The sequence below is a fragment of the Streptomyces sp. TS71-3 genome, from assembly GCF_018327685.1.
In the GTDB taxonomy this organism is placed as follows: domain Bacteria; phylum Actinomycetota; class Actinomycetes; order Streptomycetales; family Streptomycetaceae; genus Streptomyces.
Map to the genome: position 1 here is coordinate 1968921 of NZ_BNEL01000001.1, position 14302 is coordinate 1983222.

Consider the following 14302-nt stretch of genomic DNA (forward strand, 5'->3'; position numbering starts at 1 on the left):
GAGCGTGGCCGGGCCCGCCGGGGAAGCCCTGACGGTCCCGGCCCGGGAAGCCCGGTATCCCGGCCCGGTGAGCCCGGGCTCCGGCCCTAGGCCCTGGGCTTAGCGGCTCGCCGGCGGCAGCGAACCGCCGACGGGCGGCAGGTCGTCGTACAGGCGCAGGGCCCCGGGGTCGTCCCCGTCGTCCACGTACGGCAGGAACTCGGTCTGGGGCAGCACCCAGCCCTCCTCGCCGAAGATCCGGGTGCCCTTCTCGCGCAGCCCCTGGTCGGCGCCCGCGTTGCGCACCCAGCTCTCCGGGTCGGGGCCGAGCAGGTCCCGCAGCCGCCCGGAGGCGTCGAGCAGCGCGGCCAGCAGCGCCGACTGGTCGCCCCCGCCAGGCCGCGGCCGGCCGGTGGCGGGGTCGGCGAGCACGCCGTGCGCGCTGAAGTAGATGTACGCCCCGCCGAGCCGCTCGCCGGACGGCATGCTCATCGGGAAGGCGTCGCCGGGCAGTATCGCGCGCCGGTAGTCGGGGAACTCCGTGTCGTCGACCGCCTTGAGCTGCGCCGGATCCAGCCACGTCACCACGAGCGTGGTGCTCACACCCGGGGCCACGTAAGGGGTGGTCGCCACGTAGCCGGCCGGGCTGATGTGCCCGGAGCAGCCCACCCCGATGCCGGTGACGGTGATCGGCACCATCGGCACGGTCGCCGGGATGCCGAGCCGGCTCAGCTTGTGCGCCACCTGCCCGGGGGAGGCGTTGGAGCCCACGGCGATCACCGGGTGGCGGCGGCCGGTGACCTCCTGTCCCAGGCCGCTCAGGGCCTCGTCCAGCCGCTGCTGCGCCTGCTGCTCCTCCACGTACCACTCGCCGAGCCTGAGCGGCCGCACGTCCAGCTCCAGCAACTCCTCGCCGGTGAGCAGGGCGGGACCGGGCGCGGGGCGGCCGGGGTAGGTCAGGGGCTGCTTGGCGGGTACGTCGTTCAGGCCGAGTGCCGCAAGACTTCGATCTCTCGTGGTCACGGTGATGCCCTTCGGGTGGTGGCGCGGTACGGGCACAGCCTTCCATGCCCGGCTACCCGTGGAGGCCGGAAGGACACCGATCCGACATGAGCCGGGGCCGGCCCGACACCGGGGAGCAAGGTCGCTATTCTACGGGCGGCCCCCGCCGGGGCCGAAGAGGCGTGCAGGGCCGCGGAGTTCGGGGGAGCGGGATGCGGGAGAACGGCGGGTCCGAGCAGGGCAGGCGGATACGGCACCCCCGGTACAGGACGTCCGTCCGCTGGTGGATCGCCGGGCGGTCCATCCATGCGCTGCTGCTGATGGCGCTCGCCGCGCTGACCTGCTTCGCCTTCCTGATCGCCGTGCTGTGGATGCTGACGGCGCCCACCGGCGACTCGCTCGGCGCCAGGTTCGGGGACGGCGAGCGGATCTTCGACCTGACCCTCGACGTGCTGCGGGCCTGCGTCGGCACCGACAGCCTCGACCCCGAGCCGGACTGCACCCCCCACCAGCTCCTCGCCACCCTCGCGTCGGTCACGGGCGCGCTGGCCCCCGCGGTCCTGCTCGGCATCATCCTGATCAAGATGTTCTCGCTGCGCCCCTTCATCTGGCGCAAGCGGGCCAGCATCTCGCACGCCTGGACGGCCGACTTCCCGGGCTACTCCCGCAGCCACGCGAACAGCGACGACGGCATCATCGCGGTCCGCTTCTACAACCGCTTCGACAACCTCTCCCTCGTCGACCTGCGCGCCCGCGCCCACCTGCGCTACCTGGAGCGCTCCCCGCACGACGGCACCCTCGTCATCTACAAGAAGTGGCTCCAGATCCTCGACGAGGAGGGGGAGCCCGCCGACGAGCGGTACTGGCTCGCCGTGGAGCGCGGCGCCCCCTTCACCGTCTGGATACCGGTGGACGCGCCGGTGCCTGAGCTGCCGTTCACCCGGATCCAGGGCAAGGACCTCGCGCAGTCGTACGGGGTGAAGCTGCTGGTACGGGTGACGGCACGCACCGTGGGCCTGGGCACGGAGGTCGCCGACGAGCGGTGGTTCGACCTCGCCGGCGGCGACTTCGAGCTGGGCCGCTTCGTGGGCGTGCAGGCGGACACGGAACGCGACGTGTGGAAGTGGGACGGCTGGCAGGACTTCGACGCCCTGCTCCCGAAGGGCCCGGCCCCGGTGCCCGCTCCGGCGCCCTCGTCCGACGGCGCCGATGCCACCGTCGCCACCGATTCCGCCGTTGTTACTGATGCCACGGGCGCTCCCGACGCCCCCGGCGACGACGGCGGCACCGGGCGCCCCGCTCCCTGACCGGTTCCGTCCCCGCCCACGCCGGTGTCCGGTTTACGCGTCGCGCCGCCTGAGCAGCAGGAAGCCGCCGGCCAGCGCCGCGAGCACCCACAGCACCATGATCCCGAGCCCGCCCCAGGGCCCGTACGGGGTGCGGTCCAGCGGTGGTACGACGCGGAGGATCCTGCTGCCCGCCTGGTCCGGCAGGTAGCGGCCGACCTTCTTGGTGGCGGAGACGTTGCCCAGGATGTTGGAGATCAGGAAGAAGAACGGCATCAGGATGCCCAGCGAGATCAGCGGACCGCGGAGCATCGCCGCGACCCCCATCGAGAACATCGCGATCAGCGCCATGTAGAGACCGCCCCCGAACACCGCCCGGAGCACCCCGGGGTCCCCGATCCCCGCGCGGTGCGGGCCCAGTACGGCCTGCCCGAGGAAGAAGGCGGCGAAGCTGGTCACCATGCCCACCCCCAGGGCGAGCGCGGCGGCCACGGCGATCTTGCCGAGGAGGAATGTCCCCCGCTGCGGCACCGCGGCCAGCGAGGTGCGGATCATGCCGGTGCTGTACTCGTTCGACACCACCAGCACCCCGAAGACGATCATGGCGAGCTGTCCCAGGCTGGTCCCGGCGAAGCTGATGAAGGTGGGATCGAAGGTGACCTGCTCCTCGGCGCTCATGCCGGAGAAGTCCCGCCGCGAGAGATAGCTGATCAGCATGCCCAGGGCGACGGTGACGACCAGGGCCGTGGAGAGCGTCCAGGCCGTCGACGCGACGGTCCTGACCTTGGTCCACTCGGACTTCATGACCTGGGCCGCCAGCACGTCAGAACCCTTTCCGCTGCTTCCACCCCGCGCCCCACGCGGGCCTGTCCGGTCCGCCGCCACCGGGCACAGCCGGAGGGCCGTCGCCGTCCGACCCGGGCACCTCCCCGCCGGATCCGTCCACGGTGCCGGACCGCGCGTGGTACTCCACCGACTGGGCCGTGAGCTGCATGAACGCTTCCTCCAGCGACGCCTGCTGGGGGCTCAGCTCGTGGAGCACGATCTGGTGCCGGGCGGCCAGCTCGCCGAGCCGCGCCGCCTCGCCGTCCGCGACCTCCAGCGCACCGTCCGGTGCCCGGGTGACGGCGACCCCGGCGGCGGCCAGCACATCGAGGAGGCGTTCGCCTTCGGGGGAGCGCAGCCGGACGTACGAGCGGGCGTGCCGGCGGATGAACTCGTCCATCGGCAGGTCGGCGAGGAGCCTGCCCTGCCCGATCACCACCAGGTGACCGGCGGTCAGCGCCATCTCGCTCATCAGGTGCGAGGAGACGAAGACGGTGCGGCCCTCCTCGGCGAGGGACCTCATCAGCGTGCGGACCCAGTGGATGCCCTCCGGGTCCAGGCCGTTCACGGGCTCGTCGAACATCAGGATCCGCGGGTCGCCGAGGAGCGCGACGGCGATGCCGAGGCGCTGGCTCATCCCCAGCGAGAACCCCTTCACCTTCTTCCCGGCGACCGCGGTCAGCCCCACGGTGCGGAGCACCTCGTGCACCCGGCTGGTGGGGATGCCGTTGCTCTGGGCGAGGCACAGAAGATGGTGGAAGGCGGTCCGCCCGCCGTGCGCGCCCCTGGCCTCCAGGAGCGCGCCCATGTCCTTCAGCGGTTCCCTGATCCGGCCGTACGGCCTGCCGTCCACGGTCACCCGCCCGGACGTGGGCCGGTCCAGGCCGAGGATCAGGCGCATCGTGGTGGACTTCCCAGCGCCGTTCGGTCCGAGGAACCCGGTGACGACACCCGGCCGCACGGCACACGTCAGATGGTCCACGGCCACCTTCCGCCCGTACCGCTTGGTGAGCCCCGCCATCTCGATCATGCCCCCACGCTACGGGCGCCCACGGCGCCCTGCCCGCCGACGCCCCGCCCGGTTGCCGTCGGTGGGCTGCCTTTCCCCGTCCCGGGCGGGTGGGATCAGTGGTTGCCCGACACCGCCCGGGAGCCGCACGCCGTGGGCTGTGCCCACCCTCCCCCAGTGCCTTAAGGGCCTGGGAGGTGCCCCCAGCCAGCGGAACGCCTGCCCACAGCAGCGGAGTGGCGAATTGGTTGCCCACAGCGGTGGGGGCCCACAGCAATGGGCAGGGGTGGTTGGAAGGCGCACCCCTGCCGGGCCGCAGACGTGTACGAGACGGGAGGGGACGTGGGGGGATGTGCGCGCGCAGCGGCCGGCGCCAAGCCCAGGGGACCCTTCATCCGACCGAAGGGCGCCGGACCGTGGGGGCACCTCCCAGGCCCTTAAGGCACTGGGGGAGTACATCCCCCCGCGGCCCCGCACCTACAACGAAACAGAAGGCGCCCCAAGCCCAAGGACCCCCGCAGACGCCATCGACCGAGAGACCCACCCGGCCTCCCGCGCGCCCTCGCGCAAAGCGCCCCACACCGCCGAAACGGTGCAGGGCGCCTGGGAGAAGCCCCGAGAACCGGAGAACCGGAGACCCCGAGACCGGGAGACCCCGAGAACCGCAGACCCCGAGAACCCGGAAAACCGCGCGTCAGCGCGTCTGCTGGGCCGGAACCCCGCGGGTGACCGGCTCGTCCTCCGCGGCCCCACCGGACGCGGCCACAGCCGCCCCGGTAAGCGTCGCCAGCATCTCGCGGACATTGGTGAGCTGCGCGTTGATGGAGTCGCGCCGGTTCGTCAGCGCCGCCAGCTCCCGCTCGGACTCGCTGCGAACCCGATCGGCCTTGGCGTTCGCGTCGGCGACGATGTCCTCGGCCTGCCGCTGCGCCGTCTCCACGGTCTGGCGCGCACGCCGCTCCGCGTCGGTCCGCAGCTTCTCCGCCTCCAGACGGAGCTGCTCGGCCCGGTGCTCGATCTCCGCGAGCCGCTTCTCGGCCTTCGCCTGCCGGGACGCGAGGTCGCGCTCGGACTGGTCGCGCCGCTTGGCGAGGTTCGTCTCGAAGTCGGCGGCGGCCTGGGCGGCCTTCGCACGCGTCTCCTCGAAGAGGGCGTCCGCCTCCTCGCGCTTGGACTGCGCGTCCTTCTGCGCCTCGGAGCGCAGCGTGCCGGCCTCGCCCTTGGCCTTCTCGACGATCCGGGCGCCCTCGTCCTCCGCCTTGGCCTTGCGCTCCGCGGCGAAGGCCTCGGCGTCGTTGCGCACCTGCTGGGCCGCCGACTCGGCGAGCTCGCGGTGCTGTTCGGAGGCGCGACGCGCCTCTTCGCGCAGATCCTTCGCCTCTTCCTCGGCAAGGCGGAGGATCTTCTCAACGCGGGCACCGAGACCGGCATACGACGGCTCGGAGTCGTTGATCGCGGCTTGAGCGTTCTGCGTTTCGAGGTGGAGCTCTTCGATGCGCTTTTCCAGAGCGGTGATGCGTGCCAGGGCGCCGTCACGATCGGAGACGAGCTTGGAAATGCGTTCGTCCACCTGAGCGCGGTCGTACCCACGCCGCACAAGCTCGAAGCCATAGGGGGAAGTGTCGCTCATGGGGTTCCTGTCGAATGAGACCGGTGAGGTGATAGAGGGAATCCTAGGGCTCCAAGAGGCGTGGCATCGAGCAGATGCCCGTTTGAAGCGGAGATTGACACCTCTTTTGAGTGGCGAAGCGCCGCACCTCTTGTCAGAGGGCGCTCAAGGACCCCCATAACCACAGAAGTTGGGCTCCCGGCTAGCTCTCCGGGGACTTGCCACTCGAAGGTGTCGCGGCCGCGGCGGCGCCCGCTTTGACCCCGCCGCCGGAGCCCGAACCGCCCCCGCTGCCACCGGAGGCGGACTTGCCGCCGCCGGAACCCGGCGTCTCGAAGGACTCCAGCGCCTCCAGCACGTCCTGCACCCGGGAGATCTCGGCGTTGATGTCCTCGCGGCGGCGGGCCAGCACTTCCAGCTCGTGCTTGCCCTCCGTCACGATCCGCTGGGCCTCCGCCTCGGCCTCGGCCCTCATCCGCTCCGCGTCGCGGGTGGCGTCGGCGGTCTTCTGCTCCGCCTCCTTGATCAGGCCCTCGGCCTTCTTCACCGCGGAGATCCGGATGCTGCTGGCCTCGGACTTGGCCTCCGATAGCGTCTCGGCCGCCTTGGTCTCCGCCTCGGCGCGCTGCTCCTCGGCGGCGCGCACCAGCGCGTCGCTGCGCTCGCCGGCGGACTTCAGCGCCTCCGCGGCCTCCCGGCGGGCCCGGTCGTGCAGCTTCTCGATCTCGCTGGTGACCCGCTCGCGGAGTTCCTCCGCGCGCTCCCGGATGGAGGTGGAGTCCCGGCGGGCGCCGACGAGCAGTTCGTCGGCGTCCGAGCGGGCCTTCTCCACAATGGAGTTGCCCTCGACGGTCGCTTCGGAGATCCGCCGCTCGGCCTCGCTGCGGGCGGCACCCACCATGGCGTCGGCCTGGGTCTCGGCCTCCGTCGTGGTCTTCTGGGCCGCCTGGCGGGCCTGGGAGGTGAGCTTGTCGGCCTCCGAGGCGGCCTCGGTGATGAGGCTGTCGGCCTGTTCGGCGGCCTCGGAGCGGCGCTTGTTGGCGTCCTTGCGCGCCTCGTCGAGCAGCCGGTCGGCCTCCTCGCGGGACGCGGCCGACACGCGCTCGGCCTCCGCGACGGCGTCCCTCCTGATCCGCTCCGACTCGGCGCGGGTCCGCTCGGCGTGCTGCTGGGCGGAGCCGACCGTCTCGGCGGCCTCGGCACGCAGCCGCTCCGACTCGGTGGTGGCCTCCGCGAGGAGGTTGTCCGCCTGCTCGGCGGCTTCGGAGCGGCGCTTGTTGGCCGCCTCGCGGGCCTCGGTGCGCAGCCGGTCGGACTCGGTGATGGCCTCGGTGACGGTTCGCTCGGCCAGCGACTTGGCGGCCTCGGCCTCCTCCTGCGCCTCCCGCCGGACGCGGGTGGCGTCCTCGCCGGCACGCTCGCGCTCGGCGTAGGCGTCGGCGCGGACCCGCTCGGCCTCCTCCTGCGCCTCGGTGCGGGTGCGCTCCGCGGCGTGCTCGGCGGCGGACCTGAGTCCGGTGATCTCCTCCTGGGCCTGTTCGTGCAGGCCGTTCACCGAGTCGCGGACCGACTGCGCGGTCTGCTCGGCGGCGGAGACCATGTCGGTGGCCCGCCGGTCGGCCTCCTCGACCAGCCGGACGGCCTCGGCCTGGGCCTCCTCGACCCGCTTGCGCGCGGAGGCCAGCAGCTCCTCGCTCTGCTCCCGGGCCCGCTCGCGCTCCTGGTCGGCCTCGGCGCGGGCCGAGCCGAGCAGTTCCTCCGCCTCGCGGCGGCGCCGGGCGGCCTCCTCCTGGGCGGCGGCGAGCGCCTCGGCGGCCTCCGCGCCGACGCGTTCGGCGGCGGCCGCGGCCTCGCTGCGGATGCGGTCGGCCGCGTCCTGGGCCTCGGACTTCAGCTGCTCGGCCTCGGAGGCCGCGTCGGAGCGGAGCCGCACGGCGATGTTCTCGCCCTCCGCGCGGGACGCCGAGGCGTCCGCGGCGGCCTCGGTGCGCAGCCGCTCGGCCTCCTCCTCGGCCTTCGCGTGCAGCGCCCTGACGCGCTCGGAGGTCTCGGTGCGCAGCCGGTCGGTCTCCTCGCGGGCCTCGGTGCGCAGCCGGTCGGCCTCGTCGCGCGCGTCCTTCAGTGCCTGCTCGGCGGCGACGAGGCGCTCCTCGGCCTCCGCGCGGCGGCGGGCCAGCTCGCGGTCGGCCTCCTCCTTGCGGGCGGCGAGTGCCTGGTCGGTCTCCTCCTGCTTCTCCCGCGCGGCGCGGTCGGCCTCCGTCTTGACCTGCTCGGCGTGCTCGGCGGCCTCGGTGCGCAGCCGCTCGGTCTCGGCGTGCGTGCGCTCCATGGCCTCGTCGGCCTGCCGGCGCAGGGTGGTGGCGCGCTCGATGGCGTCCGTGCGCACCTTCTCCGACTCGCTCTGGGCGGTCGTGCGCATCTCCTGCGCGTCGGCCTTGGCCTTGGTCAGCAGCTCCTCGGCGCTCGTGGCCGCCTCTTCGATCTGCTGGACGGCCTCGCGGCGCGCCTCGCCGCGGATCCGCTCGCCCTCGGCGACCGCGTCGGCGCGCAGCTGCTCGGCCTCGCCGCGCAGCCGCCGCGCCTCCTCCTGGAGCTCGACCGTCTTGGCGCGGTACTCCTTGGTGTCGTCCTTCGCGGCGCCCTTGAGCTGCTCGGCGATGTCGTGCGCCTCGGAGCGGAGCCGGTCGGACTCCTCCTCGGCCTCGCGGCGGATCCGCTCGGCCTCCTCGGAGGCGGCCTTGGTGGTCGCCTTGGCGTCCGCGGAGGCCTTGGTGACCACCTCCTCCGCGGTGTGCGCGGCCTTCGCGAGCTGGGACGCGGTCTCCTCGGCGGTGACCGTGCGGGCCTTGTCGGAGGCCTCCGCGATCAGCCTCTCGCCCTCGGCCCTGGCGTCCGCGATGCGCTGCTCGGCCTCGGCCTTGCTGCTCTCGACCTCCTTGGTGGCCTCGGCGACGAGCCGGGCGACCTGCTCCTTGGCGGTACGGGTGCGCTGCTCGTTGGTGGCCTCGGCGCCCGCGAGCCGGGTCGTGGCCTCCTCCTTGGCCTGGGCGAGCACCTTGTCCGCCTCGGCCTGCGCCTCGCGCAGCGCCTGCTCGGCCTCGGCCATCCGCTGCTCCGCGGCGCGGCTCAGCTCGGTCGCCCGCAGCCGCGCCTGCTCCGACTCGGTGGCCGTGGAGGTGCGCAGCGCCTCGGCGTGGTCGGTGGCCTCCTGGGCCTGGCTGGAGGCGGTGTTCAGCATCCGCTCGGCGTCGGCGCGGGCGCGCCGCAGCAGCGCCTCCGCCTCGGCCCGGGCGGCCTCCGCCTCCTCGGTGAGCCGGTGGCGGGCCTGGGCGGTCAGCCGCTCGGCCTCGGCCCGGGCCGCGGCGAGGGCCTGGTCGGCCTCGGACCTGGAGTCGTCGAGCAGCCGGCGGGCCTGCTGCTCGGAGCGGGCGCGCAACTGCTCGGCCCAGGCGACGTTCTCGTTGACATGGGACTCGACGGTCGCGCGGCGCTCGGCGAGTTCGTGGTCGAGCTGCTGGCGCCGGTTGACGGCCTCCGCGTGCAGCTCGGCCTGCATCCTGGCCTGCTGCTCGGCGTGCTCCTGGAGGATGCGCTGGGTCTGGGCGCGGGCCTCGCGCAGCTCGCGCTCGGCGTCGGAGCGCAGCTGGTCGGCCTGGGTCTGGGCGTTGCGCAGCAGCTGCTCGGCCTGGTAGCCGATGTCGGCGCCCTCATAGGCAGGGCGGAGCGCCAGAGCACGGCGCGCCTCGTGCAACTTGGCGCGCAATACCTCGACCTGGTAGCCGAGGTCCTCGGCGTGCTGGACGGCCTTCTCCCGTTCGGTCTTCAGCCGCTCCATCTCGGCCTCGAACCGAGCGAGGTGGTCGACCTCAGCCCGCTCTCGTTCCTGGCGCTCGTAGCCCCGCACTCCGCGGTCCCATCCGTCCCATGGTGGCAACTTCTCCGAACAGCCCCGCCCGTCCGACTGAACGGGGCTCCCGGGGAAATGGTGTCAGATCAACGGCGGAACATGGGCTGCTGCCCCGACGCTCGCCCCCCGAAACCCGGACCCCGGACGTGGCCGCCACTGATGGAACTCCAAGCCCGGGCGACCGCTGCCAACCCTACCGTTCCCTCTTTTCCGGTTGGCCCGGCCGATGGGCTTTTTCCCGCCGGGTGCCCGGGTTTTCCTGCGGAACGTGCGGCTGCGGGGGCTGCGAATCCGGTCCGCGGAGGTCAGCTCCCGCCCTGCTGCGGGCCCCGGGCCTGGGCGGATGTCACCAGTTCGGTGAGGACGCCGTGGCAGTCCCTCGGGTGCAGGAAGGTGATCCGGGAGTCCATGGAACCGTGCCGCGGCTCGTCGTAGAGGACCCGTACGCCCTTGTCGCGGATGCCGTCCGCGTCGGCCGCGACGTCCGGGGTGCCGAAGGCGATGTGGTGCACGCCCTCGCCGTTCTTCGCGAGCCACTTGCCGACCGCGGAGTCCTCCCGGACGGGTTCGAGGAGCTGGAGGTAGGTGGCGCCGCCGTCGTCCGTCCCGTTGATCCTGAGCATGGCCTCGCGCACGCCCTGCTCCTCGTTGACCTCGGTGTGGTGCACCTCGAAGCCGTAGGTCGCGCGGTAGAACTCGACCGTTGCGTCCAGGTCGAAGCAGGCGATTCCGATGTGGTCGATTCTCGTCAGCATGGCCCACAGTGCAGCGCTTCGCGGCCGGTTACGCAACGTGCGCGCCATCACACTCGTGTGGCGGTGACGGACGGCTTACCGGCCAGTACATTCAAGTGAACCATCGTTCACTGCCCCCGTCCGCACCGCCCGCACACCGCTCGGCCCGGGTCCAAGGAGCCCGCGGGACCCGTCCGCACCGCACGGGTACGCATCACCCGTCCGCACCACCCGCCGTATCCGTCCCCTCCGTCCCCTCCGCCTCTCAACCCCCTCGGCCGCATACCGGCCGTACGAGCCGCATCGGCCGGCACGAGCCGCCCGCCGGCCCGGGCGTCCGAGCCGCCCGCACCGCCCCCGGGGCGCACGCCGGAGCGGCCCCCGGGCGGGCCCCGCGGCCTCGCCCCCTCAGACGCCGTCCGAGCGTACGTACGCTGGAAAGGGATCGCACGACATGTCTGCAACGAACGGCACCACCTCAGTGATCGTCGCGGGCGCCCGTACGCCCATGGGGCGGCTGCTGGGCTCGCTGACGCCCTTCTCGGGCACCGACCTCGGCGGCTTCGCCATCAAGGCGGCCCTGGAGCGGGCCGGAATCGGCGCCGACCAGGTGCAGTACGTGATCATGGGCCAGGTGCTCCAGGCCGGAGCCGGGCAGATCCCGGCGCGGCAGGCCGCGGTCAAGGCCGGCATCCCCATGGACGTCCCGGCGCTCACCGTCAACAAGGTCTGCCTGTCCGGCCTCGACGCCATCGCGCTGGCCGACCAGCTCATCCGCGCCGGAGAGTTCGACGTGGTCGTGGCCGGCGGCCAGGAGTCCATGACGAACGCCCCGCACCTGCTGCCCAGGTCCCGGCAGGGCGTGAAGTACGGCGCCATCGAGATGCTGGACTCCATGGCGCACGACGGCCTGACCGACTCGTTCGAGAACATCGCCATGGGCGAGTCCACCGAGAACCACAACACCAGGCTCGGCATCGAGCGCGCCGAGCAGGACGCCATCGCCGCCCTCTCGCACCAGCGCGCCGGCGCCGCACAGCAGGGCGGGATCTTCGACGAGGAGATCGTCCCGGTGGAGATCCCGCAGCGGCGCGGCGAGCCGGTCGTGGTCGCCACCGACGAGGGCATCAGGCCCGACACCACGGCCGAGACGCTGGCCAAGCTGCGCCCGGCCTTCCGCCCCGGCGGCACCATCACCGCCGGGTCCTCCTCGCCGATCTCCGACGGCGCCGCCGCGGTCGTCGTGATGAGCAAGGCGCGCGCCGAGGCGCTCGGGCTCACCTGGCTGGCCGAGATCGGCGCGCACGGCAACGTCGCGGGTCCGGACAACTCCCTGCACTCCCAGCCCTCGGGAGCCATCCAGCACGCCCTGAAGAAGGGCGGGCTGACCGTCGGGGACCTCGACCTGATCGAGATCAACGAGGCGTTCGCCTCCGTCCTCCTCCAGTCGATGAAGAACCTCGACGTGTCGTCTGAAATGGTGAACGTCAACGGCGGTGCCATCGCCCTCGGTCACCCGATCGGGATGTCCGGCGCGCGCATCGTGCTGCACCTCGCGCTGGAGCTGAGGCGGCGCGGCGGCGGCCTGGGCGCGGCGGGCCTGTGCGGTGGCGGCGGCCAGGGGGACGCGCTGATCGTGCGCGTTCCGGGTGCCTGACGGCGGCGGACGCGGGGCGGGCCGGGTGTGCGGGGCACGCCCGGCCCGCCGTGCACGCTTCAGGCGCTGACGGAGCCGGCCCGCGGTGGGGCGGCGGTGGGGACCGCGGCCGGGCGGACGGGCCGCGCGGACGAACGGAGCTGTGATGCAGGATGTCGCCTCGCTGGTGGCCCAGGCCAGGGACGGCAGGCCGCGGGCCGTGGCCCGGCTGATCTCCCTGGTCGAGAGCGCCTCCGGGCAGCTGAGGGAGGTCATGGCCGCCCTCGCCCCGCTGGCCGGCCGCGCCTACGTCGTCGGGATCACGGGGTCGCCCGGTGTCGGCAAGTCGACATCGACGTCCGTGCTGGTGAGTGCCTACCGGCGGGCCGGGAAACGGGTCGGGGTGCTCGCCGTGGACCCCTCCTCGCCGTTCTCCGGGGGTGCGCTGCTGGGTGACCGGGTGCGGATGTCGGAGCACGCCTCCGACCCGGGCGTCTACATCCGCTCCATGGCGACCCGGGGCCACCTCGGCGGGCTCGCGTGGGCCGCACCGCAGGCCATCCGCGTGCTGGACGCCGCCGGGTGCGAGGTGATCCTGGTGGAGACCGTGGGGGTGGGGCAGTCCGAGGTGGAGATCGCCTCGCAGGCGGACACGTCCGTGGTGCTGCTCGCCCCGGGCATGGGCGACGGCATCCAGGCGGCGAAGGCCGGCATCCTGGAGATCGGCGACGTCTACGTGGTCAACAAGGCCGACCGGGACGGCGCCGACGCCACGGCCCGCGAGCTGAACCACATGCTGGGCCTCGGCGAGGCCCGCGCGCCAGGCGACTGGCGCCCGCCCATCGTGAAGACCGTCGCCGCACGCCAGGAGGGCGTCGAGGAAGTCGTCGAGGCGCTGGAGAAGCACCGGGCGTGGATGGAGGAGCGGGGGGTGCTGGCGGAGCGGCGGCTTGCCCGGGCGGCGAAGGAGATCGAGACGATCGCGGTCACGGCGTTGCGCGAGCGGATCGGCGATCTGCATGGCGATCGCCGGGTCGGGGCTCTGGCCGAGCGGGTTGTGGGTGGGGAGTTGGATCCTTACGGGGCGGCGGATGAGCTGGTGGAGGGCGTGACCCACCACTGAGCCCCCTGTCGGGGGCGCTTCCCCGGTGCCGTGGGCCCCGCTTACCTCGGCTTGGCGGTCCCCTTTTTGCGCAGTTCCCCGCGCCCCTTGGGTGGTGGCGGGTTTGCCTGGTTCCTTGGCTTTCCCGCTGTGGGGTGTTCGCGCAGTTCCCCGCGCCCCTGGGGGGTGGTGGGTTTGCCTGGTTCTTTGGCTTTCCCGGTGTCGGGGCGTTTTGCGCAGTTCCCCGCGCCCCTGGGTTCGTGGGTGGCGTCGGCTGGTTCCTTGGCTTTCCCGCCGTGGGGTGTTCGCGCAGTTCCCCGCGCCCCTAGAAGCAGGGGGTTCGCGTGTTTGTTTCGCTGCCTGCTGTTCGTGGTTGTACGCGCGGGTCCTCGCAGCCCCGTCTTTCAGGGGCGCGGGGAACTGCGCGACAAGCCACGACGAGACCCGCGGGCAGTCACCGGTCCAGAGGGGCAGGGCCCTGCATGAGGGGCGCGGGGAACTGCGCGAAGAACGACGACGAGGCCCGCGGGTAGTCACCGGCCCTCAGGGGCAGGGCCCTGCATCAGGGGCGCGGGGAACTGCGCAGAAAAAGGGCGGGCGGGGTGGGCGGAAGGGGATCAGGGGCGGCCGCGCTGCGCGCGGAGGTGGTCCGCGACCGGGGTGAGGGAAGCCCGGAGTTCCGCCAGCGCCTCGGGCGACATCAGGTCGATGAAATGCCGCCGCACGGAGTCCACATGGTGCGGCGCCACCTTCCGCATCGTCGCCACCCCCTGCTCGGTCAGCACGGCGAAAAGCCCCCGCCGATCCGACTCGCAGTTCTCCCTGCGCACCAGCCCGGCCCCCTCCATCCGGGTGATCTGGTGGGAGAGACGGCTCTTGGACTGCAGCGTCGCCGAGGCCAGGTCGCTCATCCGCATCCGCTGGTCCTCGGACTCCGAGAGGTTGACCAGGATCTCGTAGTCGTTCATCGTCAGCCCGAATGGCTGGAGGTCCTTCTCCAACTGGTACGCCAGCAGGCGGTTGACCTCCAGGTGGGTGCGCCACGCACACTGCTCGGTGTCGGTCAGCCAGCGCGTGGTCGTCTCGGTGTCCATGGGATGCATTCTACCTAAGAAGTTGAAATACGAACGAGCCTTGGGGTGATGACGAGCCGCGACGCCCCCGGCGAGCCTCCCGGGGCCCTCGAAGCCACGGGAGAGCACGCGTTCGACGT

10 protein-coding genes are annotated in these 14302 nt (G+C 72.8%); 3 read left to right on the plus strand and 7 right to left on the minus strand.

Annotated features, from left to right (window positions below; all coding sequences use genetic code 11):
* Positions 1-99 precede the first annotated feature (99 nt).
* A complete protein-coding gene (locus Sm713_RS08130; protein WP_249416165.1) occupies positions 100-1002 on the minus strand; it encodes a hypothetical protein in 903 nt (300 codons plus the stop codon).
* A 191-nt stretch (positions 1003-1193) separates the two neighbouring features.
* Between Sm713_RS08130 and Sm713_RS08135 the strand changes: the two genes are divergently transcribed.
* Complete coding sequence (locus Sm713_RS08135; protein ID WP_212908974.1) at positions 1194-2288, plus strand: hypothetical protein; 1095 nt, start codon at positions 1194-1196, stop codon at positions 2286-2288.
* A 33-nt stretch (positions 2289-2321) separates the two neighbouring features.
* Here Sm713_RS08135 and Sm713_RS08140 read toward each other — a convergent pair whose 3' ends face one another.
* The 5 genes from Sm713_RS08140 to mce all read right to left on the minus strand — a co-directional run bounded on the left by Sm713_RS08140 (position 2322) and on the right by mce (position 10372).
* Positions 2322-3089, minus strand: a complete 768-nt coding sequence (locus tag Sm713_RS08140) for an ABC transporter permease subunit (RefSeq protein ID WP_212908975.1) — start codon at positions 3087-3089, stop codon at positions 2322-2324.
* A 1-nt stretch (position 3090) separates the two neighbouring features.
* Positions 3091-4122, minus strand: coding sequence for an ATP-binding cassette domain-containing protein (locus Sm713_RS08145; RefSeq protein WP_212908976.1), 1032 nt, complete (start codon positions 4120-4122; stop codon positions 3091-3093).
* Positions 4123-4795: 673 nt separating this feature from the next.
* Complete coding sequence (locus Sm713_RS08150) at positions 4796-5731, minus strand: cellulose-binding protein (RefSeq protein ID WP_212908977.1); 936 nt, start codon at positions 5729-5731, stop codon at positions 4796-4798.
* A gap of 181 nt (positions 5732-5912) precedes the next feature.
* Positions 5913-9614 (minus strand): polarized growth protein Scy, encoded by a 3702-nt coding sequence (scy, locus tag Sm713_RS08155; RefSeq protein WP_212908978.1) that lies wholly within the window; start codon positions 9612-9614, stop codon positions 5913-5915.
* Between the two features lie 308 nt (positions 9615-9922).
* Entirely contained in the window at positions 9923-10372 is a 450-nt protein-coding gene (gene mce / locus Sm713_RS08160; RefSeq protein WP_212908979.1) for a methylmalonyl-CoA epimerase, read from the minus strand.
* 433 nt (positions 10373-10805) lie between these two features.
* On the opposite strand from mce, the gene Sm713_RS08165 reads away from it, so the two are divergent.
* Positions 10806-12008 (plus strand): acetyl-CoA C-acetyltransferase, encoded by a 1203-nt coding sequence (locus Sm713_RS08165; RefSeq protein WP_212908980.1) that lies wholly within the window; start codon positions 10806-10808, stop codon positions 12006-12008.
* A 145-nt stretch (positions 12009-12153) separates the two neighbouring features.
* Positions 12154-13110, plus strand: coding sequence for a methylmalonyl Co-A mutase-associated GTPase MeaB (gene meaB, locus Sm713_RS08170; RefSeq protein WP_212908981.1), 957 nt, complete (start codon positions 12154-12156; stop codon positions 13108-13110).
* A gap of 596 nt (positions 13111-13706) precedes the next feature.
* Here meaB and Sm713_RS08175 read toward each other — a convergent pair.
* Positions 13707-14183: a MarR family winged helix-turn-helix transcriptional regulator gene (locus tag Sm713_RS08175; RefSeq protein ID WP_212908982.1), complete on the minus strand. Its 477-nt coding sequence runs from the start codon at positions 14181-14183 to the stop codon at positions 13707-13709.
* Between the last annotated feature and the right edge of the window lie 119 nt (positions 14184-14302).

Excerpts from the sequence above, each read along its gene's own strand:
- Sm713_RS08135 (WP_212908974.1), top strand. The coding sequence starts at position 1,194 with ATGCGGGAGAACGGCGGGTCCGAGCAGGGCAGGCGGATACGGCACCCC.
- Sm713_RS08145 (WP_212908976.1), bottom strand. The coding sequence starts at position 4,122 with ATGATCGAGATGGCGGGGCTCACCAAGCGGTACGGGCGGAAGGTGGCC.
- Sm713_RS08150 (WP_212908977.1), bottom strand. The coding sequence starts at position 5,731 with ATGAGCGACACTTCCCCCTATGGCTTCGAGCTTGTGCGGCGTGGGTAC.
- mce (WP_212908979.1), bottom strand. The coding sequence starts at position 10,372 with ATGCTGACGAGAATCGACCACATCGGAATCGCCTGCTTCGACCTGGAC.
- Sm713_RS08165 (WP_212908980.1), top strand. The coding sequence starts at position 10,806 with ATGTCTGCAACGAACGGCACCACCTCAGTGATCGTCGCGGGCGCCCGT.
- meaB (WP_212908981.1), top strand. The coding sequence starts at position 12,154 with ATGCAGGATGTCGCCTCGCTGGTGGCCCAGGCCAGGGACGGCAGGCCG.
- Sm713_RS08175 (WP_212908982.1), bottom strand. The coding sequence starts at position 14,183 with ATGGACACCGAGACGACCACGCGCTGGCTGACCGACACCGAGCAGTGT.